A 24,211-nucleotide genomic window follows, 5' to 3' on the forward strand; every position below is an offset into this window, starting at 1 on the left:
AGCAGGATTTTATTTTTATTCCGTTGAATTTACTGTGAAGTGATTTTTTTCTGAATTATCAATCAAAAAATGTTGGATATGGTAATTGTGCTGGATACTTAAATATATGACAAAATAGCACAAAATGTAAACGTATTATTCGCTTTTTCGACAGTTTTTTATTTAAATTCCCGCAAAAGATGATAAAATTTAGTATATAATAAAAGAAAATAGCGATTTGTATAGTATGTTGCCTTTGTTGGTAAGTTAAATGAGTCGTTCTTTCGTATTATTTCATTCTCTAAGCGTGAAATATGTGTTTAGAGGAAGGGATACATTCAACATAATTAATTGGAAAAAGAGTAGGTGCAACAATGTTTAAACACGTAACAGTGCTTTTAAAGGAAACAGTAGACGGCTTAGATATAAAGCCAGATGGTACATATGTAGATTGTACACTGGGGGGAGGAGGACATAGTTCTTATTTATTATCCCAATTAACTGAAGGTGGAAAATTAATAGCGTTTGATCAAGATGAGATAGCGATTCAAAACGCGAAAGAAAAGTTCTCTTCATACGGTGAACAGTTTATAACAGTAAAGAGTAACTTCCGTTATTTAGCTGAAAAACTGCAGGAAATAGGTATAACAGAAGTAGACGGTATTTTATTTGATTTAGGTGTTTCATCCCCACAATTAGATACACCAGAACGAGGCTTTAGTTATCATCATGATGCACCGCTAGATATGCGGATGGATCAAGATGCCCCATTAACAGCGTATGATGTTGTAAATAGCTGGTCATATGAACAACTTGTAAGGATTTTCTTCCAATACGGTGAAGAAAAATTTTCAAAACAAATTGCAAGAAAAATTGAAGCTTATCGTGAGAATAAAGCTATTGAAACGACAGGAGAATTAGTAGAGCTAATTAAAGAAGGTATTCCGGCTCCAGCTCGTAGAACGGGTGGGCATCCTGCTAAGCGAGTGTTTCAGGCAATTCGTATAGCTGTAAATGATGAATTAAAAGTATTTGAAGAAGCATTGGAATCTGCTATTGAGATGGTTAAGCCAGGTGGAAGGGTTAGTGTTATAACATTCCATTCATTAGAAGATCGTATTTGTAAAACAACGTTTAAGCGAAATAGTACAACGCCACAATTGCCGCCAGGATTACCGATTATTCCTGATGAATTTAAGCCGAAATTAAAGCTTATTACAAGAAAACCGATTTTACCTTCTGATATAGAGCTAGAAGAAAATAATCGTGCGCGTTCTGCGAAGTTGAGAATCGCTGAAAAACGATAAAAGGGAGAGAGAGGTATGACTAATTTAGCTGTAAAGTACAAACAACAAGCGCAAGAAGAGGTGCAAATTCAAACGCCCCCACAGCAGATGGCTAAGCCGAAGGTTAAAGCGAAAATTACAAGAATCGAAAAACTGTTGTATGTAGCGTTTATTGGCTTTTTATTGTATGCCTGTGTCGCGTTTATTGGAAATAAAGCAGGCCTTTATCAAGTTAATGTAGAAGCAGCGACGATAGAAGAAAAAATTGTACAGCAGCAAAAAGAAAATCAAGAATTACAAGCTGAAGTAGAGAAGTTAAGTCGCTATGAACGAATCGCTGAAGTTGCAAAAAAACACGGGCTAGAAATTAATGCGAATAATGTGAAAGGCCTCAAATAAGGCAATAGGTGTGAAGGAACGATGAAGAAGAATATGACTAAATTTCATACCAATAAGGGAGCAGGTTATTTTATGATATTTTTCCTCCTGCTCTTTTTGCTGTTATTAGCCCGATTTTTTTACATACAATCAACAGGAACAGTTCATAATCAGGATTTAGATGCACTTGCTAAACAAAAGCATAGTAAAAAAGGAGTTCTTGAAGCGAACCGAGGAACTATTTATGATCAAAACGGTCATGTGTTAGCGCAAGACGCAAACTCTTATAAAATAGTAGCTGCGCTAAAAGGAGCTAACTCTGTTGAGAATAAAGAAGATACTGCAAAGAAAATTGCAGGAGTACTTGGAAAAGGCGAAGAGGATATTTTAGCCACGTTAAATAAAGATAAAAGTCAAGTGGAATTTGGGAAGATAGGTAAGGGCTTGACGAAAGAAAAGAAAGAACAAATAGAAGCATTGAAATTGCCAGGGGTCTCTTTTATTACCGAAAATGCGAGAGTTTATCCAAATGGTGATTTCGCATCTTATGTTATAGGGCATGCGAAACCGAATGAAGATGGAATTGCAGTAGGTCAATTTGGATTAGAAAAAAGTTTGGATAAATATTTAGGAGCTTCAAATGGAGAGGTAGCTTATACAGGTGATCGTAGGGGGGTATCTCTTGACGGTGGGAAAGTGAATGTGAAGGCACCTAAAAATGGAGATAATGTATATTTGACAATGGATCAACGTATTCAAAGTTATTTAGAAGACGCGATGAAATCGGCGAGTCAACATTATGAGCCGGAAAGTTTAATTGGAATTGTGGCGGATCCGAAAACGGGGAAAATATTAGCAATGTCTAGTAAACCTAGTTATGATCCGAACATAGAGAATAATAAATACTTTTATAATGACGCAATTGCCAATGCATTTGAACCTGGATCAACAATGAAAATTTTCACGTTAGCGGCAGCTATTAATGAAGGTGTGTACAAAGGACAAGATTATTATCAATCTGGGACATATCAAGTCGGAAATAGGAAAATAAAAGATCATAACGGCGGTGCTGGTTGGGGTTCTATCACGTTTGATGAAGGGGTAGAGCGTTCTTCAAACGTAGCGTTTGCAATTTTAGGAGATCAAAAACTTGGTCCAGAACGTTTCCGAAAATATATTCATAGTTTTGGATTAGATGAAAAAACGAACATTGATTTATCAGGTGAAGGATCGAATACAATTTTATTTGATCAGCAAATACAACAAGTGACAACAGCTTTTGGACAAGGTTCCACTGTAACACCAATTCAGCTTGTACAAGCTGCAACGGCCATTGCAAATGATGGAAAAATGATGAAACCTTATGCAATTGATAAAATTGTAGACCCAATAACAGACAAAGTAAAATTAGAACATAAGCCAGAAGAAGTAGGAAAACCTGTTACAAAGGAAACAGCAGCGCAAGTAAGACAGTTATTAGAACGTGTTGTTACATCTCCGAAAGGTACAGGGACAGCTTATAAAATTGATGGATATTCAGTTGGTGGTAAAACAGGTACAGCGCAAATTCCGGATGGAAAAGGGGGCTATATGACAGGAAGACAGAATTATATATTCTCATTCTTAGGTATGGCACCAATGGACGATCCACAACTTGTTGTGTATGTAGCTGTTAAACAGCCGAAATTAAAAGATGATGAGAACGGTGCACAACCTTTAGCTGATATTTTTAAATATGTAACAAAAAATAGTTTAGAGTATTTAAAGATTAAGCCAAATGAAGTGAAAGATCCGAAAAAACATCTGAAAGAACAACAAACTACTGTTCCAGATGTAACTGGTAAAACGATGGCTGAAGCGGGGAAAGCGATTGATAAAGCAAAACTTCGTCCAATCGTACTAGGTGAAGGGAAAGTACAGCAACAAGTACCAAAAGCGACTGAACAAACATTAAAAGGCGACCGAGTCTTCTTGGTAGGAGATAAGCCTACAATGCCAAATATACAAGGATGGGCACTGCGTGATGTTATGAATTTAGCGAAGACATTACAGCTTAACTTGAAACCTTCTGGTACAGGATACGTAACAGAACAAAGTGTGGCGGAAGGAACATTATTACAACCTGGTACAGAATTAGGTGTCACACTCGTACCGCCACTCGAACCACAGCAAGAAGCAGAAAAGCCGTAATGGTAAAAGAGAATAAGTTCTAATTAAATAAGTACAAGCATATATTGGAACAAGCTAGGCGTAAGGGAGGCTTGTTCCGATATGCGTGTATCAAATGTAACAGTTAGAAAACGACTTATTTTTATACTTATATCAGGTATACTTATTTTCACTATTATCGATATTCGTCTTGGATATGTGCAATTTTTTCTTGGGAATATGTTAACGGATCGTGCGAAAGATTCATGGAGTCGTAATATTACTTTTGAACCCGAACGTGGGAAAATTTTAGACCGAAATGGTGTGGAACTTGCCACGAATAAAAGTGCTCCAACTGTCTTTGTTGTACCGAGGCAAATTGAAAAACCAGCAGAGACTGCAGAGAAGTTAGCTGCAGTATTAGGTGTGGAAAAAGATGAGATTTATAAAAGGATTACAAAAAAAGAATCAATTGTAAGGTTAGATAAAGGCGGAAGGAAAATATCACATGACAAAGCGAAAGAAGTACGAGGATTAAGTTTGAAGGGCGTGTATATCGCAGAGGATTCTATCCGGTACTATCCATTTGGAAACTTTTTATCACATGTATTAGGTTTTGCAGGTAGCGATAACCAAGGTCTTATGGGGCTAGAGAAATATTATGATAAAGAGCTAAATGGGGACAAAGGTCATGTGCGTTTTTTTGCAGATGCGAAAGGACAAAGGATGCCTAATGTTGGTGATGATTTCAAAAAACCAGAAGCTGGTTTAAATTTAGGATTAACAATCGATGCGCGTATTACAAGGATTATGGAAAGAGAAATGAATATTGCGGAGTCAACTTATAATCCTGACGGTATGATTGCGATTGCAATGAATCCTAAAAATGGTGAAATTTTAGGCATGTCTAGTCGACCGAGTTTTGACCCAGCGGATTTTCAAAGTGTCTCTCCAGAAGTGTATAACAGAAATCTACCTGTATGGAGTACGTATGAGCCTGGTTCAACATTTAAGATCATTACATTAGCTGCAGCATTGAATGAAAATTTAGTAGACTTAGAGAAGGATACGTTTTATGATGATGGAGCAGCTGAAGTAGGTGGAGCTAGATTGAAATGCTGGAAAGCAGGAGGTCATGGCAGTCAAACGTTTTTAGAAGTCGTTCAAAACTCATGTAACCCGGGATTTATTGAACTTGGTGATCGCCTTGGTAAAGACCGATTATTTAAATACATTCGTAATTTTGGTTTTGGGCAGAAGACTGGAATTGACTTGCAAGGTGAAGGCAGTGGGATTTTATTTAATTTAGATAAAGTTGGTCCAGTAGAGCAAGCAACAACTTCATTCGGCCAAGGGGTTTCTGTTACACCGATTCAACAAGTAGCAGCTGTAGCGGCGGCTGTAAATGGTGGAACATTGTATCAGCCGTATATAGCTAAGGAGTTTATTGATCCGAAAAATAATCAAGTTGTTAGTAAAAAGACACCTGTTGAGAAAAGAAAAGTTATTTCCAAGGAAACTTCAGAAAAAGTTCGTTATGCATTAGAGAATGTTGTAGCGAAAGGTTCTGGTAAAGGTGCTTATATTGATGGGTATCGTGTAGGTGGAAAAACGGGTACTGCTCAAAAGGTGAAAGATGGTAAATATTTAGAGAATAATTATATAGTATCTTTTATCGGATTTGCTCCAGCGGATGATCCAGAGATTGTTGTGTATGTAGCTGTTGATAATCCAAAAGGGGTTACACAGTTTGGTGGAGTGGTAGCAGCTCCAATTGTCGGGAATATCCTTCGAGATGCGCTTCCTGTTATGGGAGTGAAACCGAGAAAAGAACAAGTTGAGAAAGAATATAAATGGGGCGATACACCAACTGTAGAAGTTCCGAATTTAATTGGAATGAAAAAGAAAGACTTACAAACACAACTCGTCGATTTGAAGCTTGATATAAGTGGAGATGGAGAGAAAGTAATTAAACAATCACCAGAAGCGGGAGCTAAAGTAAAAGAAGGCTCAAAAATTAGAATTTACTTCGGGAATTAAAGGTAACATAGTACGTTTTATGGTACAATTGGTGGAAGTGAGTTCTTTATAGAACAGTTACTTAATTTGAGACAGTAAGTGTCTCATTCATAAATAGGTCAGTAGCACTTACCTCCTTATATAGGAGGTAATGTGTTGCTTACTGAAAAAAGATAAATAAACAATGTAGAGAGGGTTTAGTGAAATGAAGTTGCATACACTTGTATCATGTTTGCATGATTTTCCAGTTGTTCCAAAAGAAAATCCAGAAATCACATCTATAGAAGCTGATTCACGTAAAGTGAAAGAGGGAAGCTTATTTGTATGTATGAAAGGATATACGGTTGATAGCCATGATTTTGCTAAGCAAGCAGCGGCACAAGGAGCGGCTGCTATTGTTGCGGAAAGACCAATTGATGTTGACGTTCCAGTTGTACTTGTGAAAAATACTTTTCGTTCGTTAGCGGTTTTAGCTGATTATTTTTATGGTCAACCGACACACAAGTTACATTTAATCGGAATTACAGGTACAAATGGAAAGACAACAACATCGCATATTATGGATGAGATTATGCGAGCACATGGTCATAAAACAGGGCTAATTGGAACGATTAATATGAAAATCGGTGATGAAACATTTGAGGTGAAAAATACAACACCAGATGCACTAACACTTCAACAGACGTTTTCAAAAATGGTTGAACAAGGTGTGGACAGCACGGTAATGGAGGTCTCGTCACATGCGTTAGATCTTGGTCGTGTACACGGATGTGATTACGATGTAGCGGTGTTTACGAATTTAACACAAGATCATTTAGACTATCATAAAACGATGGAAGAATATAAACATGCAAAAGGGTTACTATTTGCACAGCTTGGCAATAGTTATAATCATAATCGTGAAAAGTACGCTGTGCTGAATAGCGATGATAATGTAACAGAAGAGTATATGAGAAGTACTGCAGCAACAGTTGTAACATATGGTATTGATACAACAAGTGACATTATGGCAAAAAATATCGTTATGACGAGTGGCGGGACTACATTTACGCTTGTCACACCGTATGAAAGTGTAAATGTTACGATGAAATTAATAGGTAAATTTAATGTATATAACGTACTTGCAGCAACAGCAGCAGGACTTGTTTCGGGTGTGAAATTAGAAACAATCATTGCTGTTATAAAGGAACTAGCTGGGGTTCCAGGGCGTTTTGAAGTTGTTGATGGAGGGCAAAATTATACAGTTATTGTTGATTACGCACATACGCCGGATAGTTTAGAAAATGTATTAAAAACTGCAAAACAATTTGCAAAAGGTGGTGTGTATTGTATCGTTGGTTGTGGCGGCGATAGGGACCGGACGAAGAGACCGATAATGGCAAGTGTTGCAACAAAATATGCAACTCATGCAATTTACACATCAGATAATCCAAGAAGTGAAGATCCAGCGGTTATTTTAGATGATATGGTACATGGTGCACGTGGAAATAATTATGAAGTGATTATTGATAGAAAAGAAGCGATACACCATGCAATCGCTAAAGCGAAAGCAGATGATATCATTATTATTGCTGGTAAGGGTCATGAAACGTATCAAATTATTGGTAAAGAAGTTCATCATTTTGATGATCGTGAAGTTGCAAAAGAAGCAATTACAGGGCGTTTAAACAACGAAGAGTAACAACGTGAGAGGAGGACTACATGTGCTTGAGCAAGGTTTATTAGTAACGGCTGGGGTAGCATTCTTAATTTCTGTTGCCCTTTCGCCATTGTTTATTCCATTTTTAAGAAAATTAAAGTTCGGACAGAGTATTCGTGATGAGGGACCGAAGTCACATCAAAAAAAATCAGGGACACCGACAATGGGTGGTATCGTCATATACGTATCTATGATGGTAACTTCACTTATTATGGCGATTAAGTTTAATCATTTAGGTGCAGAGGTTTCGTTATTACTATTAGTGACATTTGGTTACGGATTGATCGGATTTTTAGATGACTACATAAAGGTAGTTAAGAAGAGAAATCTTGGTTTAACATCAAAACAAAAATTAGTAGGTCAGCTTGTTATTGCTATTGCATTCTTTTTAATTGGAAAAGGGCAAGCGTTCCACACATACATCATGATTCCAGGAACGGATGTTAAGTTTGAATTAGGTTGGGCGTATTTTGTACTTGTACTATTTATGCTTATTGGTGGATCGAATGCAGTTAACTTAACTGACGGTTTAGATGGTTTATTATCAGGAACAGCTGCTATTGCATTTGGAGCATTTAGTATTATTGCTGTGGCACAAGAGCAATTTGGAGTAGCGATATTCTGTATGGCAGTTGTAGGAGCTGTACTTGGATTTTTAGTATTCAATGCGAATCCAGCAAAAGTGTTTATGGGAGATACAGGTTCATTAGCTTTAGGTGGAGCCATTGCAGCTGTAGCGATTTTATTAAAACAAGAATTGCTACTTGTAATTATTGGCGGAGTATTCGTAATGGAAACTTTATCGGTTATCATTCAGGTCATTTCATTTAAAACAACAGGAAAACGTGTCTTTAAAATGAGTCCATTACACCATCATTATGAATTATGTGGTTGGTCAGAGTGGCGTGTTGTTGTGACGTTTTGGTCTGCAGGATTTTTATTAGCTGTGTTAGGAATTTATATCGGGGTGTGGATGTAATTGAAAACTGTAACTGAATTTCAAAATAAGAATATTCTTGTATTAGGCATTGCAAAAAGTGGTTATGCAGCAGCTACATTGTTACAAAAGTTAGGGGCAAATGTTATTGTAAATGACGGAAAGCCTTTAGCAGAGAATGTACTTGCTGCAGAATTACAAGCAAAAGGAATGGACGTTGTATGCGGTGGACATCCTTTAGAATTATTAGAGAGAAATATTTCTCTTGTAGTAAAAAATCCAGGAATCCCGTATTCTAATCAAATACTAGTTGCTGCGAAAGAAAAGCAAATTCCGATTGTTACGGAAGTTGAATTAGCATATCGTATTTCAGAAGCACCATTTGTTGGGATTACGGGGTCTAACGGTAAAACGACGACGACAATGCTGACATTTGAAATGCTAAAAGAAGGACAAAAGCATCCTGTAATTGCAGGGAACATTGGAACTGTAGCGTGTGAAGTAGCACAGGATGCAAAAGAAAATGAAGTTGTAGTTACAGAACTTTCATCGTTTCAATTGATGGGAGTAGAATTGTTCCAACCTAAAATTGCTGCGTTTTTAAATTTATTTGAGGCCCACTTAGATTATCATGGGACGAAGAAAGAATATGGTTTAGCGAAAGCAAATATTTTTAAAAATCAAACAGAAAATGATTATAGTGTAATAAATGCGGATGATGCAGATGTGATGGCTTTGTCTGCGTATTCTAAAGGTCAAAAAATCCTGTTTTCGACAACGAAAGAAATTGAAGATGGCGCGTGTATAAAAGATAACGCTCTTTATTTCAAAGGTGAAAAAGTTGTTGAAGTAAGCGATATCGTTTTACCTGGTCAACATAATCTAGAAAATATTTTAGCTGCGATGAGTATTGCGAAATTATTAGGTACTTCTAATGAAGCAATTACGGTCGTGTTAAAACGTTTTACGGGTGTAAAACATCGTTTGGAATATGTAACAACGATTAACAACCGTAAGTTTTATAATGATTCAAAAGCAACGAATATGTTAGCGACTGAGAAAGCACTATCTGCGTTTACACAACCGATTGTGTTACTAGCAGGTGGGCTTGATCGAGGAAATGAATTCGATGATTTAATTCCGTATTTCAAAAATGTAAAAGCGATTGTAACATTTGGACAAACAGCTCCTAAACTAGTAAGAGCGGCAGAAAAAGCGGGATTAGATATAATTGAAAGTGTCGATACTTTAGATGAAGCAGTGGTGAAAGCTTATGCTCATTCTAAAGATGGTGATGTCGTTCTTCTTTCTCCAGCGTGTGCAAGCTGGGATCAATTTAAAACATTTGAAGAAAGAGGAGACATTTTTATACAAGCTGTGCATAAACTTATATAAAGTAAATCAAAACATCAGTAGGCTAACACCTACTGATGTTTTGTTACATAGGGCAAAAGGTTCTGCCTAAAGAGGTGGTGTTTGTGGGTAATGAAGAAAACGCCTGATTTTATTCTCATCATCGTAACACTTTCATTGTTGACAATCGGAATGATTATGGTTTATAGTGCGAGTGCAGTTTGGGCCTCTTATAAAATGGGGGACTCATTCTTTTTTGCAAAAAGACAATTACTGTTTGCGGGTCTTGGTGTAGTAGCTATGTTTTTTATTATGAAAATTGATTATTGGGTGTGGCGTACGTATTCAAAAGTGATTTTGCTAGTTTGCTTCATTCTTCTTATTCTCGTTCTTATTCCTGGAGTAGGTCTTGTTCGAGGAGGAGCACGAAGTTGGATTGGAATCGGTGCATTTTCGATTCAACCGTCAGAATTTATGAAGTTTGCGATGATTATTTTCTTGGCAAAGTTTTTAGCAGAACGGCAAAAATTGATTACATCTTTTAAACGTGGTTTATTACCGGCACTTAGTTTTGTGTTTCTTGCTTTTGGGATGATTATGTTACAACCAGACCTTGGGACAGGAACGGTAATGGTTGGGACATGTATCATTATGATATTTATTTCGGGAGCGAGGGTCTTTCACTTTGCAATGTTTGGTTTGATTGGTGTAGCAGGATTTATAGGGTTAATTGCATCAGCACCGTATCGAATGAAACGCATTACATCATATTTAGATCCGTGGTCAGATCCGCTCGGAAGTGGATTTCAAATTATCCAATCATTACTCGCAATTGGACCTGGTGGATTATTTGGGCTTGGACTTGGACAAAGTAGACAAAAATTCCTTTATTTACCTGAACCACAAACTGACTTTATATTTGCAATCTTATCCGAGGAATTAGGTTTTATTGGCGGTTCATTTGTGTTATTATTATTTAGTCTATTATTATGGCGCGGGATTCGTATCGCATTAGGAGCGCCAGATTTATATGGTACGTTTTTAGCAGTAGGTATTGTGGCGATGATTGCGATTCAAGTAATGATTAATGTTGGTGTTGTAACAGGACTGATGCCTGTTACGGGTATTACCTTGCCGTTTTTAAGTTATGGTGGATCAAGTTTGACATTAATGTTAATGGCAGTAGGTGTATTATTAAATATAAGTCGCCATTCTCGCTACTAAACCCTGTTTATAAGACAGGGTTTTTCGTATGTGTGTAAAAATGCAATATGTATATAGAAATAAATATAATGGAAATAAGAAGCGGAGGAGTTAGTAGTGCGTGTATTAGTGAGTGGTGGGGGTACTGGTGGTCATATTTATCCAGCTCTTGCTTTAATTAGAGAAATAAAAAAGTTAAATCCAGAAGCAAGATTTTTATATATTGGTACGGAAAATGGACTAGAGAGTACAATCGTTCCAAAAGCAGGTGTACCATTTCAATCTATTGTTATAAGTGGATTTAAACGAAAAATATCATTAGATAATGTGAAAACAGTAATGCGTTTTCTAAAAGGTGTACAGGATAGTAAACGATATATTCGTCGTTTTAATCCTGATATCGTAATTGGAACGGGTGGCTATGTATGTGGGCCAGTTGTATACGCTGCAGCCAAATTAGGTATTCCAACTATTGTACACGAACAAAATAGTGTACCAGGTGTAACGAATAAATTTTTAAGCCGTTATGTAAATAAAGTTGCTGTTTGTTTTGAAGCAGCTATAGAGCATTTTCCAGAGTCAAAAGTGGTAATGACAGGTAATCCGCGGGCATCAGAGGTAATGGATCAAAATGGAATGAAAGGGAAACGTTCAGTTGGGCTTTCTCTTCCTAAAAAGTCTGTACTTATATTTGGTGGAAGTCGTGGGGCTAGACCGATTAACGATGCCTTCGTTGAAGCAATTGAACAGTTTGGGAACAAAAGCTACGAAATACTATATGTAACAGGTGAAGTACATTATGACAAAGTGATGGAAGCCGTTAAGCAAAAAGGGAACCCAAGCAATGTTATTATTAAGCCGTTCATTCATAATATGCCAGAGGTACTAACTGGTGTAGACCTTGTTGTTTCAAGGGCTGGGGCAACAACACTTGCAGAATTAACAGCGTTAGGAAAACCAAGTGTGTTAATACCGAGTCCGTATGTAACCAATAATCATCAGGAAAAGAATGCACGTTCAGTTGTTGATAAAGGAGCGGCAAAAATGTTACTTGAAAAAGATTTAACAGCTGAAACACTTATTCGTGATATTGATGAGATTTTATTAGATGCACAAACATTACAAAATATGAAGCTAGCTGCTAAGCAACTAGGTATTCCAGATGCAGCAAATAAGCTGTATGAAGTAATGAATAAGCTTGTAAAAAAATAAAGTGAGGCTTTAATCAGTGGGGAGTGATTCTCTCTCATTGATTATTACCCTTCACTAATCGGATATTTACGGGCATCCCGATTCCGCCTACTTTCTTTGTTTCTACCGAATTTTGATTTAGGAGTCGTACTGCCCGTAAATAGAGGGATAACGTTAGGTGAACGCCCTGCATATTATTGTCATAAGGAGACTTAATATGGGGGAGATTGTCTATGGAACAATTAGTAAATGAGCTTATAGAAGCAGACGTTGGTCGTGTTTTAGTTAACGAGTCGTTAGCACGTTATACAACTATGAAAATAGGTGGACCAGCGGATATTTTAATTGTGCCAAAGCATGTAGCCGGTATTGAAAAAACATTACAGTTAGTAAAGCAATACAAAACGAAGTGGACTGTAATTGGGCGCGGTTCAAACCTTCTTGTATCTGATCAAGGCATAGAAGGTGTTGTTATTCGTTTAGGAGAAGGATTAGATCACTTAGAGGTCGAAAAACATAAGGTAAGAGTTGGTAGTGGATATCCTCTTATTAAATTGTCAACTTTACTTAGTCGTCAAGGGTTAGCTGGATTGGAGTTTGCAAGCGGTATTCCAGGAAGTGTCGGTGGTGCAGTATATATGAATGCAGGTGCACATAAATCAGATATATCGAGTGTATTATCGAAGGCTCTCATTCTGTTTGAAGACGGTACAATTGACTGGTTAACGAATAGAGAACTGGAGTTTTCTTATCGGGCATCTGTATTGCAAACGAAACGTCCTGGTATTGTTTTAGAGGCGGAGTTTCAATTACAGGCGGGAAAACGTGAAGAAATTGTACGTGGCATGCAAAATAATAAAGATTACCGCCGTGAAACGCAACCATGGAATTATCCGTGTGCAGGAAGTGTATTTCGGAATCCAATCCCACATTTTGCAGGAAATTTAGTAGAAAAAGCAGGGCTTTGTGGTTATAGGATTGGTGGAGCTCAAATTTCTGAAATGCATGGCAATTTTATTGTTAATACCGGGGGAGCTTCAGCGCAAGATGTATTGTCCTTAATTGAATTAATAAAACATACAATTAAGGATAAATTTGATGTAGATATGCACACAGAAGTAGAAATCATTGGAAGATAACGGTTATTCATTCCGCTCATTATCATTTATGTTATAATAAGAAGATAAGAACGGCATGAGGAACATGCCGTTCTTTATGTTACATAGGGGGATCGTACATGAATAATAGTAAAGTGATTAAACTACAAGATCGTGTACCAAAATTGAAAAATCAAAAGAAAAAAAACAAAAAAAATGTTAATCATCGATTGATTTTATACATATCAATTTTATTTTTATTAGTGCTCTTTTTAATTTATTTTCGGTCTCCGCTTAGTAATATAAAAAAGATTAGTGTGTTTGGAAATCACTATATGACGGATGAACAAGTAATGAAGGATTCGGGCGTGACATATGATACAAGTTATTTCCGAGTGACAGCACATAAAGCTGAAGAAAACTTAACGAAGCGAAAAGAAATTAAAGCAGTAAATGTAAAAAAACGTTTTCCAAACAAGATTGATATTCATATCGAAGAATATTTAACGATTGGTTATATAAATAAAGAGGGAAAATTACAACCGTTATTAGAGAATGGAAAAACGCTTGATGTACTACCTAATGGAAAACTTCCTGTTGCAGCACCGATTTTTGAACCTTTTAAAGAAGAGAAAATGAAGGAGTTAATCACTGAACTAGAAAAATTAACACCAGCTATTTTAAAATCTATTTCGGAAATTCGCTATTCACCAACGAATGCGAATGAAGATCATCTTACTTTATATATGAATGAGGGTTATGAAGTGAGCACTACGATTCGAAATTTCGCAAAACGTATGGAAACCTATCCGCTTATTTTAAAAACAATTGAGCCAGGTAAGAAGGTATTAATTGACTTAGAAGTAGGTGCATATACGAAAGAATTAGGTGTGGAAGAAAAAAAAGAATAGAATGGTAGTTTTCGCTGGTTATAGCAGAAAAAAACAGAACGAATGTTCTGTTATATGTATATGAATTTAGAAGAATGGTTCATTTGATGAAAAATATGTAAAAATTCTTAGATTCATACTAGTATTGGTACAAGTTTCACTTTTCTATGAGTACATCTTAGTGTAGACTTATACTTGGCGGTAAACTTTACACTCGAAATAGAATTATTTCAAGATAAGCAGTTATTCATAGTTTACTGCGATATTCTTAATTGAATGCTAAATAAAAATAAGAAAAATATAGGGTTAAAAAAGGGAAACGTATAAAGACGTTGAATATTTTTCTTATAAATAGTAAAGTTGCGATTGTTGTTCCATATATTGAGTTGTATGGTATAAATAAAGAAGGAGGTGCCAAAGAATGAACAGCAATGAAATATATGTTAGTCTTGACATCGGTACATCCAATGTTAAAGTCATCATTGGTGAAATGGTTAATGACAGCTTAAACATTATTGGTGTTGGAAATGTAAAATCAAATGGTTTAAAGAAGGGATCGATAGTTGATATAGATGAGACTGTTCGATCAATTAAAAAAGCAATTGAACAAGCTGAGCGCATGGTGGGAATCCACATTGAGCAAGTTGTAGTAGGTGTCAATGCAAACCAGGTACAGCTACTTCCTTGTCACGGAGTAGTCGCTGTTTCAAATGAAGATCGTGAAATCGGGAATGAAGATGTCTTACGCGTTCTAGATGCAGCACAAGTTGTGTCAATTGCTCCAGAACGTGAGTTTATTGATGTGGTACCTCGACAGTTCATCGTAGACGGTCTTGACGAGATTAACGATCCACGCGGGATGATCGGTGTAAGATTAGAAATGGAAGGTACACTTATTACAGGCTCGAGAACTTTACTACATAACCTACTTCGTTGTGTAGAAAAAGCAGGTCTTGAAATTGTTGATATTTGTCTTCAACCTTTAGCGGCTGCAACAGTTGCTATATCTTCAGATGAAAAAAATAGAGGAGTAGCCCTTGTTGATATGGGGGGAGGATCTACAACTTTATCTATTTTTAAAGATGGAGAGTTACAAGCGACGAGCGTATTACCATTAGGTGGAGACCATATAACGAAAGATATTGCGATTGGGTTGAAAACTTCAACAGAAAATGCAGATCAAATTAAGTTGAAATATGGACATGCTTTTTATGATACAGCATCTGAAGAAGAGATGTTTACGGTTCCTATTATGGGAAGCGACCAAACAGAACAATATTCTCAGTTGGAATTATCGGATATAATAGAGGCTCGTGTAGAGGAAATTTTAATGTTTGTTCAAGATGAAGTGCGTAAGTTAGGAGTAAAGCAAGTGGCTTCTGGTTATGTACTAACTGGCGGAATTGCTTCTATGCCAGGTGTTCTTGATCTTGCATATGATATTTTACATGAAAATGTTCGTGTAGCAACTCCTGATTATATTGGTGTGCGTGAGCCCCAATATACAAGTGGAGTTGGATTAATTAAACATTCTTATCAAAAAGCTAAATTACGTGGGAAAAATGTGCAGGAAAAGCAAGAGCATTTTGAACCAGTACCAGCACCAGCACCAATGCCGGTACAACAGCAACCCGCGAAACAAAAAACTCGTAATCAAAACAATAATAATCAAAATGATGACCGCATGATGTCAAAAGTAAAACGTGTATTCCGTTATTTATGGGATTAAAATTGGACACGAAAAATGAGGTTCTAGGGGGATTTCGACATGTTAGAGTTTGATACTACTCAAGATCAATTAGCGAATATAAAAGTTATCGGTGTCGGCGGTGGCGGAAACAATGCTGTAAACCGTATGATTGAACACGGTGTACAAGGTGTAGACTTTATCGCTGTGAACACTGATGCACAAGCATTAAATCTATCAAAAGCTGAAACAAAAATGCAAATTGGTGGAAAATTAACGCGTGGACTTGGTGCAGGTGCAAACCCTGAAGTAGGGAAAAAAGCTGCAGAAGAAAGTAAAGAACAGATCCAAGAAGCACTTCGTGGTGCGGATATGGTCTTCGTAACTGCTGGTATGGGCGGTGGAACTGGAACTGGTGCAGCTCCAGTTGTTGCTCAAGTTGCAAAAGAATTAGGTGCTTTAACAGTTGGTGTTGTAACACGTCCATTTACTTTTGAAGGACGTAAGCGTGCGACGCAAGCAGCATCTGGTATTGCAGCATTTAAAGAAAATGTAGATACTCTTATTGTAATTCCAAATGATCGCTTATTAGAGATTGTTGATAAAAATACGCCAATGTTAGAAGCATTCCGTGAAGCTGATAACGTATTACGTCAAGGTGTTCAAGGTATTTCGGATTTAATTGCAACGCCAGGTTTAATTAACTTAGACTTTGCAGACGTAAAGACAATTATGTCTAATAGAGGTTCTGCTTTAATGGGTATTGGTTCTGGTAACGGGGAAAATCGTGCTGCAGAAGCTGCGAAAAAAGCGATTTCAAGTCCATTACTAGAAACATCTATTGATGGAGCTCAAGGTGTTATCATGAACATTACGGGTGGCGCTAACTTAAGCTTATATGAAGTACAAGAAGCGGCAGATATCGTAGCTTCAGCTTCAGATCCAGAAGTAAATATGATCTTCGGTTCTGTTATTAACGAAGGATTAAAAGATGATATCGTTGTAACTGTAATTGCAACTGGTTTTGATGATAGCATTGCAACTCAACCACCAAAACCAATTATCCGTCCGAATGCGAACCACACGCAACAACAGCAACAACCAGTAGCTCAACCTTCAAAACAGCGTGAAGTAAAACGCGAAATGAAGCGTGAAGAGCCAGTTGTACATGAGCGTCATTCAGATTCAGATGATATCGATATTCCAGCATTTTTACGTAACCGTCGTAGACGATAAAAAAAGGAGCTTTCATGCTCCTTTTTTGTTTTTTAAATGGAAAAGACCTGCTAAGCAGGTCTTTTTTTATTTCGTATATTTCAATATATTTTGTTGGTGAAAATAAGAGTATATCATTCTATGAATTTGTACTTTTATTTTTTACCGACAGATTATGTCTAGAAATCACAAAATAACAAAAAAACACCTCCGCAAATTGACACACTTTCCTATTGGATATGCATTATACTAGTCTCAACTTGAAAAAAGAGGTGAATTGTTTGGTTGTTTACGCCGACGTTGTTTGGTTGTTAAACGCCTGCATTGATTTTCTTTTGCTTTTATTAACAGCTACCGTGTTAAAAAAGAAAATCAAAAGATGGAGGCTTGTGCTAGGGGCATTTATAGGTTCAACTATTGTTATTTTTGCCTTTACTCCTTTTGCTTCTATGATGACACATCCAATTATGAAACTACTGTACTCGTTACTTATTGTGTATACAGCATTTGGGTTTACAACATTTAGAAATTATGCACAAACTGTTTTTACTTTTTACTTTGTAACCTTTATGGTTGGCGGAGGATTAATTGGAACTCATTTCTTTTTGCAAACGAATGAAATGGTAAATGGATTGGTTCAATCTCAGTCAATTTCTTACGGTGATCCAATTAGTTGGTTATTTGTTATTTTTGGTTTTCCAGTAATTTATTATTTTTCTAAAAAGCGTATTGAAAGCGTAGAGGTCACGAAAATACACTATGATCAAATTGTGAAAGTAAAAATTCAATTAGCCGAAGAAGAACTAGAACTGGCAGGCCTTATTGACAGTGGGAACCAACTTTACGACCCATTAACCAAAACACCCGTTATGATTATGCATGTTTCATCATTAGAACATTGCTTACCATCTTGGTTAACAGAGCAAATTTATTCCAAAACAGAAATTCCTCAAATACCAGAAAATGATTCTGGTTGGGCGACCAAATTACGCTTAATTCCTTTCCGTGCAGTAGGAGTAGAGAGTCAATTTTTGTGGGCAATTAAGCCTGACAGTGTGCAAGTTGACCATGAAGGTAGTTCTATTGTTGTAAACAAAGTATTAATTGGATTAAATACACAACAGCTGTCTACTAATGGGGAGTATCAATGTATTGTGCATCCAAAAATGTTGATTTCACAAAAAATGGTGATCGCTTAATAATGAGAGGCGGGATAATATGATGAAATTAAAATTTTATTTAGTATACCTTTGGTATAAAGTATTGCTGAAATTAGGAATTAAGACCGATGAAATTTATTATATTGGTGGAAGCGAAGCGTTGCCACCACCGTTAACAAAAGAAGAAGAGGAAGTTCTTTTGAATAAATTGCCAAAAGGAGATCAGGCAGCAAGGTCATTACTCATTGAACGTAACTTAAGGCTCGTTGTATATATAGCAAGAAAGTTTGAAAATACAGGGATAAATATTGAAGATTTGATTAGTATAGGAACAATCGGCCTTATTAAAGCTGTAAATACATTTAATCCGGAAAAGAAAATAAAATTAGCAACATATGCATCTCGTTGTATAGAAAATGAAATTTTAATGCATTTACGTCGAAATAACAAAAATCGTTCGGAAGTTTCTTTTGATGAACCGCTAAACATTGATTGGGATGGGAATGAACTGTTATTGTCTGACGTGTTAGGTACAGATGATGATATTATTACAAAAGATTTAGAAGCTACTGTAGATCGTCACCTTTTAATGAAAGCATTACACCAATTAAATGATCGTGAAAAACAAATTATGGAACTTCGGTTTGGGCTTGCTGGAGGAGAGGAAAAGACGCAAAAAGATGTGGCTGATATGCTTGGGATTTCACAGTCATACATTTCGCGTTTAGAAAAAAGAATTATAAAAAGATTACGAAAAGAATTTAATAAAATGGTGTAAAGAATAAGACCAGCCGTTATGTAGGCTGGTCTTATTCTATTTAGTTGTATTAGGAAAGATAATTTAAATAACAAATCGTGAAAAAACCACATGCATAAAATCCCCTTCAAAGGAAATACTTTACACTGTACAGCAACTCCCGATAGGAGGGAACACTTTGACGAGAAACAAAGTAGAAATTTGCGGTGTTGATACAGCTAAACTTCCAGTATTAAAAAATGAAGAGATGCGTAAATTATTTCGTGAAATGCAAAGTGGAGAGATAAGCGCAAGAGAAAAATTAGTGAATGGAAACTTACGTCTTGTACTGAGCGTCATCCAAAGATTTAATAACAGAGGAGAATATGTTGACGATTTATTTCAAGTTGGTTGCATCGGACTTATGAAATCAATTGATAATTTTGATTTAGGCCAAAATGTAAAATTTTCAACGTATGCTGTGCCGATGATTATTGGGGAAATACGCAGATATTTGCGTGATAATAATCCGATTCGCGTATCGCGCTCATTGCGAGATATTGCGTATAAAGCTTTGCAAGTAAGAGAAAAGTTGATTGCAGAAAATTCAAAAGAACCAACAGCAATGGATATTGCAAAAGTGCTAGAAGTAACTCATGAAGAGATAGTATTTGCTTTAGATGCGATTCAAGACCCAGTTTCATTATTTGAACCAATTTATAATGATGGAGGAGATCCTATCTTTGTTATGGATCAGTTAAGTGATGAAAAACAAAAGGACGAGCAGTGGGTTGAAGAATTAGCATTGAAAGAAGGAATGAAGCGTTTAAATGATAGAGAGAAAATGATTATTAGAAAACGTTTCTTCCAAGGAAAGACACAGATGGAAGTTGCAGAAGAAATTGGGATTTCGCAAGCGCAAGTATCACGTTTAGAGAAGTCAGCCATTAAACAAATGAATAAAACGATTCAAGGATAAGGTCTCACCAATTATGGTGAGACCTTTTTATATGTAATATAGTTTGTGCTCATAGTAGGGGATTAGTGTTCATATAATGAAACTAGTATGGTGTTTCGTATAGGTGGCTTCCTGTAAATATGAGAAACAGTTTCCAATTCGTCATATAAGGGAGAGGATAAAAATGGTGATACGAATTTCAGAGTTACAGATGAAGGATGTTATAAATATTTCAGATGGAAAAAGGATTGGGAATATTGGAGATATTGAAATTGATATGAACACAGGGAAAGTTTGTTCTGTTATTATTTCCAAACAGACACGTATGCTAGGTATTTTTGGAAAAGATGTTGAGATTGTAATTCCTTGGAAGGAAATTGTGAAGATTGGAGAGGATGTCATACTTGTAAGAGTAAATCCTGTTAATACTGTAACAGAATCAATACAAACACCGACAATTTCATAAAGAATATTACAAATTCCTCTTTTTTTTCTGTTAGGATTATGAAAAAATAAAAGTATGGTAAAATAGACAGGAAGTACCATGCTTTTTTCTGTTATTTTAATTAAAAGGAGCCGCTTTATTATGAGAGAACCATTTAAATATGTGGACGGTATACTGTATTTACAAGCGTGGAAAGAACTTGGAAACATTACTGCTGGATTTACGACAAAAGATGGTGGGATAAGTACGGGCTCCTTTCATACGATGAATTTAGGATTACATGTGAATGATATCGTGGAGAACGTTCATGAAAACAGACGCATTTTAGCAAATAAGTTACAAAAACCATTAGAAAACTGGATTTGCTCTGAACAAGTTCATGCTCATCATGTTGAAAAAGTAGGGCAACAGGAAAAGGGAAGTGGCGTCTATTCATATGAGGACGGCATTTCAAAAACAGATGGCATTTATACGAGTAATGAAGATGTTCTGTTAACGTCTTGTTACGCGGATTGTGTTCCGCTCTATTTTTATGCACCATCACATGGTATGATAGGACTTGCGCATGCTGGATGGAAAGGCACTGTACAAGAGATTGCAAAGGAAATGATTCAAAAGTGGGATGCAGAAGGTATTTCAAGTGATGAAATTCATGTTGCAATTGGGCCGTCGATCGGATCTTGTTGTTATGTTGTGGATGATCGTGTATTAACAGCAGCACAGGAAGTAGTTAGCGGTGCTGTTCCTCATCAAAAAATTTCTGACGGGCAGTACGCAATTAATTTAAAAGAAATTAATCGTATATTATGTGTACAAGCAGGCATAAAAGAAGAGCATATTGTAATGTCATCTCTTTGTACAAGCTGTGAAGAGCAACTATTTTTCTCTCATCGTCGTGATCAAGGTAAGACAGGAAGAATGTTGAGTTTCATAGGTTTTAAGGAGGAAGGAAGCAAGTGACAGTACAAGAAAATTTAGTAATTGTAAACGAAGCTATTAAAGAATCTTGCGCTCGAGCTGGACGTTCGTTGCAAGATATTAAACTTGTTGCAGTTACAAAAACTGTAGGGATTGAAAAAACAAACGAAGTAATTGAAGCTGGAATTATCGATTTAGGTGAAAATAGAAATGAAGGTTTCTTACAGAAATACGAGCATTTCGGTTCAAAAGTTAATTGGCACTTTATTGGCTCATTACAAACGAGAAAAGTAAAAGAAATTATTAATGAAATTGATTATTTACATTCGTTAGATCGTCTTTCCCTGGCGAAAGAAATTCAGAAACGTGCTGATAAGAAAGTAAAATGCTTTATTCAAGTGAAAACCTCATCTGAAGAATCGAAGCAAGGATTGGCAATAGAAGAGGTTGTTTCTTTTATTCAAAGTTTGCAAGAATTCGATAAAATTGAAGTGGTTGGACTAATGACGATGGCTCCATTTACAGAAGAAGAGGAAGAAATCAGACGCTGTTTTAAGGAATTACGTATGCTGCAAACAGAGGTGCAGGAGCTAGAGTTATTACATGCGCCATGTAAAGAATTATCAATGGGAATGTCCAACGATTACACGATTGCAATTGAAGAAGGGGCTACATATATTCGTTTGGGAACGATTTTAGTAGGAAAAGCGTAAAAGGAAGGAGAATCTTATTATGAGTTGGTCAAAAGTAAAATACTTCTTTTTTGATACACCGGAAGAAAAAGAAGCAGCTCAATATGGTTATGAAAAGGAGCAAACAGACATGAAAAAGCAGCAAGATCCACCAGAACAACAAGACGTTACGTTTCCGAAAGCACAACCGAAGCAAAATGTTGTTAGTATTGAAACAGCAAAACAATCTTCAAAAGTTGTTTTATTAGAACCACGCACATATTCGGAAGCGCAAGGGATTGCGGACCACTTAAAAGGTAGACGAGCTGTTGTAATTAATTTGCAGAGAATGTCTACTGATCAAGCGGTGCGTATCGTTGACTTTTTAAGTGGTACTGTATACGCTATAGGCGGGGACATTCAAAAAATAGGACCGAAAACATTTATGTGTACACCTGAAAATGTAGATATTGTTGGTGCAATTTCAGAGTTATTCGGTGAAGAAGAAGAAACAAATATAAAGAGGTGGTAATACGCCATGACAACAGTTTTTATAGTGTTAAGTTATGCTATCGAGATTTACTCGTGGGCACTTATTATTTACATTCTCCTATCATGGTTTCCTGGTGCAAAGGAATCATCTTTTGGAGAGTTCCTGGCACGTATTTGTGAACCGTATTTAGAACCATTCCGCCGCTTTATTCCGCCGCTTGGAATGATTGATATTTCTCCAATCGTTGCAATCTTTGCGTTGAAACTTGCTAAAACTGGTTTGTTCAGTTTATTAAGCTATTTCTTATAGTAAGAAGGTAAATACATGAGCATCTACGAACATTTTAGGCCTGATGAGGAGGTCTTTGTGGATAAAGTGCTAGAGTGGAAGCGAGCGGCGGAGTACCATCAAGTGAAGTTAACGGATTTTCTTGATCCTAGGCAACAACAAATTGTTTCTATGGTAATAGGACAAGGTGATGTTGCTGTGCAATTTGGTGGTGCAACGCCTAATGCAGAGCGTAAAAGAGCACTTATTTATCCAGACTATCTAGAATTAAATGAAGAAGAATTTCAAGTAGAAGTATTAGAAATTGACTATCCTTCCAAGTTTTATACGCTAGAACATAGGCAAATATTAGGTACATTTATGTCTCTTGGTTTAACAAGAGAAAAATGTGGTGATATTTTGCTGCAAGAAAATCGTGCCCAAATTGTAGTTGCGAAAGAAATTGTATCGTATATTGAGATGAACTTACAATCAATAGGGAAAGTAAAAGTCTCTTTAGCGTCAGTGCAAGGAGAAAAAATTCTACAGATACATGAAACGTGGGGAGAGAAATCTGGAACGGTTTCTTCACTTCGTTTAGATGTTATGTTAGCTGAAATGTTACATTTATCTAGACAGAAAGTACAACCTTTCATAAAAAATGGTTTAGTAAAAGTCAATTGGAAAACAGTGGAGCAAACTTCGTATGAATGTTATCCAGGAGATGTTTTTTCTGTTAGAGGATATGGCCGAAGTAAATTATTTTCTGTAGAAGGTAGAACAAAACGCGACAAATGGAGAATTTTGTATGGTATACTAAAATGATTGGTTTTTTAGAAGGAAATCCTCCTATTTTGTCGAAGAAAAGATATAATTGAAAGAGGAAATTTAGATAACTACTTGGAGGTGGCGTTGTGCCGTTAACACCATTAGATATTCATAACAAAGAATTTGGTCGCGGATTCCGTGGCTATGATGAAGATCAAGTAAATGAGTTTCTTGATCAAATTATCAAAGATTATGAATTGGTCATTCGTGAGAAAAAAGCTTTAGAAGAAAAAGTTGCGCAGTTAGAAGGGAAGTTAGATCATTTCTCTAATATTGAAGATACGTTAAACAAATCTATCGTTGTTGCACAAGAAGCAGCGGAAGAAGTAAAACGTAATGCGCAAAAAGAAGCGAAATTAATTGTGCGTGAAGCTGAAAAGAATGCTGATCGTATTATTAACGAAGCATTAGTAAAATCAAGAAAAGTTGCTTTTGATATTGAAGAGCTAAAGAAACAAGCGAAAGTATTCCGAACTCGTTTCCGTATGTTATTAGAAACACAGCTTGAGATGTTAAACAACGATGATTGGGATAAACTAATTGAATTAGAAGACGAAGTAGATGAACTGTTGAAAAAAGAAGAAACAGTGTAAGCTTGACGTTTTTCTCATTATTACATATAATTTTAAACAACATATTTATTAAGAAAAACG

At 36.3% G+C, this 24,211-nt stretch carries 23 protein-coding genes and 1 other annotated feature (1 of these 24 running past the window's edge); all 23 genes read left to right on the forward strand.

From position 1 onward, the window contains the following. The first annotated feature begins 353 nt into the window (after positions 1 to 353). The 23 genes from rsmH (at position 354) to divIVA (ending at position 24,151) form a co-directional block, all read left to right on the forward strand. A complete protein-coding gene (rsmH, locus tag CGQ22_RS05425; RefSeq protein WP_000472508.1) occupies positions 354 to 1,286 on the forward strand; it encodes a 16S rRNA (cytosine(1402)-N(4))-methyltransferase RsmH in 933 nt (310 codons plus the stop codon). Positions 1,287 to 1,301: 15 nt separating this feature from the next. Beyond that, entirely contained in the window at positions 1,302 to 1,664 is a 363-nt protein-coding gene (gene ftsL, locus CGQ22_RS05430) for a cell division protein FtsL (protein ID WP_000182804.1), read from the forward strand. 21 nt (positions 1,665 to 1,685) lie between these two features. Continuing rightward, on the forward strand, positions 1,686 to 3,833 hold the full coding sequence (locus CGQ22_RS05435) for a penicillin-binding protein (protein ID WP_081113990.1): 2,148 nt from the start codon (positions 1,686 to 1,688) through the stop codon (positions 3,831 to 3,833). An 81-nt stretch (positions 3,834 to 3,914) separates the two neighbouring features. Then, positions 3,915 to 5,831 carry a stage V sporulation protein D gene (locus CGQ22_RS05440; RefSeq protein ID WP_001266234.1) on the forward strand — a complete coding sequence of 639 codons (1,917 nt, stop codon included), beginning with the start codon at positions 3,915 to 3,917 and terminating at the stop codon, positions 5,829 to 5,831. 184 nt (positions 5,832 to 6,015) lie between these two features. Continuing rightward, positions 6,016 to 7,491: a UDP-N-acetylmuramoyl-L-alanyl-D-glutamate--2,6-diaminopimelate ligase gene (gene murE, locus CGQ22_RS05445; RefSeq protein ID WP_089148359.1), complete on the forward strand. Its 1,476-nt coding sequence runs from the start codon at positions 6,016 to 6,018 to the stop codon at positions 7,489 to 7,491. A gap of 22 nt (positions 7,492 to 7,513) precedes the next feature. Then, positions 7,514 to 8,488: a phospho-N-acetylmuramoyl-pentapeptide-transferase gene (gene mraY / locus CGQ22_RS05450; protein WP_000893057.1), complete on the forward strand. Its 975-nt coding sequence runs from the start codon at positions 7,514 to 7,516 to the stop codon at positions 8,486 to 8,488. Then, positions 8,489 to 9,841: a UDP-N-acetylmuramoyl-L-alanine--D-glutamate ligase gene (gene murD, locus CGQ22_RS05455; protein WP_000860130.1), complete on the forward strand. Its 1,353-nt coding sequence runs from the start codon at positions 8,489 to 8,491 to the stop codon at positions 9,839 to 9,841. Between the two features lie 90 nt (positions 9,842 to 9,931). After that, positions 9,932 to 11,023, forward strand: a complete 1,092-nt coding sequence (gene spoVE / locus CGQ22_RS05460; protein ID WP_000753519.1) for a stage V sporulation protein E — start codon at positions 9,932 to 9,934, stop codon at positions 11,021 to 11,023. A gap of 96 nt (positions 11,024 to 11,119) precedes the next feature. After that, positions 11,120 to 12,214: an undecaprenyldiphospho-muramoylpentapeptide beta-N-acetylglucosaminyltransferase gene (gene murG, locus CGQ22_RS05465; protein ID WP_001265422.1), complete on the forward strand. Its 1,095-nt coding sequence runs from the start codon at positions 11,120 to 11,122 to the stop codon at positions 12,212 to 12,214. A 212-nt stretch (positions 12,215 to 12,426) separates the two neighbouring features. Further along, positions 12,427 to 13,332 carry a UDP-N-acetylmuramate dehydrogenase gene (murB, locus tag CGQ22_RS05470; protein ID WP_089148360.1) on the forward strand — a complete coding sequence of 302 codons (906 nt, stop codon included), beginning with the start codon at positions 12,427 to 12,429 and terminating at the stop codon, positions 13,330 to 13,332. 98 nt (positions 13,333 to 13,430) lie between these two features. Next, positions 13,431 to 14,201: a cell division protein DivIB gene (gene divIB / locus CGQ22_RS05475; protein WP_001065790.1), complete on the forward strand. Its 771-nt coding sequence runs from the start codon at positions 13,431 to 13,433 to the stop codon at positions 14,199 to 14,201. A 400-nt stretch (positions 14,202 to 14,601) separates the two neighbouring features. Continuing rightward, on the forward strand, positions 14,602 to 15,909 hold the full coding sequence (gene ftsA, locus CGQ22_RS05480) for a cell division protein FtsA (protein ID WP_001087556.1): 1,308 nt from the start codon (positions 14,602 to 14,604) through the stop codon (positions 15,907 to 15,909). Between the two features lie 39 nt (positions 15,910 to 15,948). Then, positions 15,949 to 17,103, forward strand: coding sequence for a cell division protein FtsZ (gene ftsZ, locus CGQ22_RS05485; RefSeq protein WP_000888984.1), 1,155 nt, complete (start codon positions 15,949 to 15,951; stop codon positions 17,101 to 17,103). A 260-nt stretch (positions 17,104 to 17,363) separates the two neighbouring features. Continuing rightward, positions 17,364 to 18,281 (forward strand): sigma-E processing peptidase SpoIIGA, encoded by a 918-nt coding sequence (spoIIGA, locus tag CGQ22_RS05490; protein WP_000261975.1) that lies wholly within the window; start codon positions 17,364 to 17,366, stop codon positions 18,279 to 18,281. Positions 18,282 to 18,300: 19 nt separating this feature from the next. Then, the gene (gene sigE, locus CGQ22_RS05495; RefSeq protein ID WP_000976948.1) at positions 18,301 to 19,020 is read left to right on the forward strand and encodes an RNA polymerase sporulation sigma factor SigE; all 720 of its coding nucleotides are present in this window, start codon (positions 18,301 to 18,303) and stop codon (positions 19,018 to 19,020) included. A gap of 157 nt (positions 19,021 to 19,177) precedes the next feature. Continuing rightward, positions 19,178 to 19,957, forward strand: a complete 780-nt coding sequence (gene sigG / locus CGQ22_RS05500) for an RNA polymerase sporulation sigma factor SigG (protein WP_000197755.1) — start codon at positions 19,178 to 19,180, stop codon at positions 19,955 to 19,957. Positions 19,958 to 20,120: 163 nt separating this feature from the next. After that, entirely contained in the window at positions 20,121 to 20,402 is a 282-nt protein-coding gene (locus CGQ22_RS05505; RefSeq protein ID WP_000236748.1) for a YlmC/YmxH family sporulation protein, read from the forward strand. A 120-nt stretch (positions 20,403 to 20,522) separates the two neighbouring features. Beyond that, positions 20,523 to 21,341: a peptidoglycan editing factor PgeF gene (pgeF, locus tag CGQ22_RS05510; protein ID WP_001209016.1), complete on the forward strand. Its 819-nt coding sequence runs from the start codon at positions 20,523 to 20,525 to the stop codon at positions 21,339 to 21,341. Then, positions 21,338 to 22,012 carry a YggS family pyridoxal phosphate-dependent enzyme gene (locus tag CGQ22_RS05515; RefSeq protein ID WP_000218005.1) on the forward strand — a complete coding sequence of 225 codons (675 nt, stop codon included), beginning with the start codon at positions 21,338 to 21,340 and terminating at the stop codon, positions 22,010 to 22,012. Before pgeF ends, CGQ22_RS05515 begins: the two co-directional genes overlap by 4 nt. 19 nt (positions 22,013 to 22,031) lie before the next feature. Beyond that, a complete protein-coding gene (locus CGQ22_RS05520) occupies positions 22,032 to 22,502 on the forward strand; it encodes a cell division protein SepF (RefSeq protein ID WP_000119129.1) in 471 nt (156 codons plus the stop codon). A gap of 6 nt (positions 22,503 to 22,508) precedes the next feature. Then, on the forward strand, positions 22,509 to 22,772 hold the full coding sequence (locus CGQ22_RS05525; RefSeq protein WP_000214233.1) for a YggT family protein: 264 nt from the start codon (positions 22,509 to 22,511) through the stop codon (positions 22,770 to 22,772). Between the two features lie 15 nt (positions 22,773 to 22,787). After that, positions 22,788 to 23,555, forward strand: coding sequence for a YlmH family RNA-binding protein (locus CGQ22_RS05530; protein ID WP_002164155.1), 768 nt, complete (start codon positions 22,788 to 22,790; stop codon positions 23,553 to 23,555). Between the two features lie 89 nt (positions 23,556 to 23,644). Next, positions 23,645 to 24,151, forward strand: coding sequence for a septum site-determining protein DivIVA (gene divIVA / locus CGQ22_RS05535; RefSeq protein ID WP_001131611.1), 507 nt, complete (start codon positions 23,645 to 23,647; stop codon positions 24,149 to 24,151). Between the two features lie 51 nt (positions 24,152 to 24,202). Continuing rightward, positions 24,203 to 24,211 (forward strand) — a binding site (T-box leader) (it continues 215 nt past the right edge of the window).

Origin of the sequence: Bacillus sp. M13(2017) (genome assembly GCF_002218325.1) — a bacterium.
Taxonomy (GTDB): Bacteria; Bacillota; Bacilli; order Bacillales; family Bacillaceae_G; genus Bacillus_A; species Bacillus_A thuringiensis_K.

What these genes read in the sequence shown, in the direction of transcription:
- sigE (WP_000976948.1), top strand. Translation starts at nt 18,301, where the DNA reads ATGATGAAATTAAAATTTTATTTAGTATACCTTTGGTATAAAGTATTG.
- CGQ22_RS05435 (WP_081113990.1), top strand. Translation starts at nt 1,686, where the DNA reads ATGAAGAAGAATATGACTAAATTTCATACCAATAAGGGAGCAGGTTAT.
- divIB (WP_001065790.1), top strand. Translation starts at nt 13,431, where the DNA reads ATGAATAATAGTAAAGTGATTAAACTACAAGATCGTGTACCAAAATTG.
- ftsZ (WP_000888984.1), top strand. Translation starts at nt 15,949, where the DNA reads ATGTTAGAGTTTGATACTACTCAAGATCAATTAGCGAATATAAAAGTT.
- CGQ22_RS05440 (WP_001266234.1), top strand. Translation starts at nt 3,915, where the DNA reads ATGCGTGTATCAAATGTAACAGTTAGAAAACGACTTATTTTTATACTT.
- ftsA (WP_001087556.1), top strand. Translation starts at nt 14,602, where the DNA reads ATGAACAGCAATGAAATATATGTTAGTCTTGACATCGGTACATCCAAT.
- CGQ22_RS05530 (WP_002164155.1), top strand. Translation starts at nt 22,788, where the DNA reads ATGAGCATCTACGAACATTTTAGGCCTGATGAGGAGGTCTTTGTGGAT.
- CGQ22_RS05525 (WP_000214233.1), top strand. Translation starts at nt 22,509, where the DNA reads ATGACAACAGTTTTTATAGTGTTAAGTTATGCTATCGAGATTTACTCG.
- murB (WP_089148360.1), top strand. Translation starts at nt 12,427, where the DNA reads ATGGAACAATTAGTAAATGAGCTTATAGAAGCAGACGTTGGTCGTGTT.
- ftsL (WP_000182804.1), top strand. Translation starts at nt 1,302, where the DNA reads ATGACTAATTTAGCTGTAAAGTACAAACAACAAGCGCAAGAAGAGGTG.
- CGQ22_RS05520 (WP_000119129.1), top strand. Translation starts at nt 22,032, where the DNA reads ATGAGTTGGTCAAAAGTAAAATACTTCTTTTTTGATACACCGGAAGAA.
- pgeF (WP_001209016.1), top strand. Translation starts at nt 20,523, where the DNA reads ATGAGAGAACCATTTAAATATGTGGACGGTATACTGTATTTACAAGCG.
- murE (WP_089148359.1), top strand. Translation starts at nt 6,016, where the DNA reads ATGAAGTTGCATACACTTGTATCATGTTTGCATGATTTTCCAGTTGTT.
- rsmH (WP_000472508.1), top strand. Translation starts at nt 354, where the DNA reads ATGTTTAAACACGTAACAGTGCTTTTAAAGGAAACAGTAGACGGCTTA.
- CGQ22_RS05505 (WP_000236748.1), top strand. Translation starts at nt 20,121, where the DNA reads ATGGTGATACGAATTTCAGAGTTACAGATGAAGGATGTTATAAATATT.
- spoVE (WP_000753519.1), top strand. Translation starts at nt 9,932, where the DNA reads ATGAAGAAAACGCCTGATTTTATTCTCATCATCGTAACACTTTCATTG.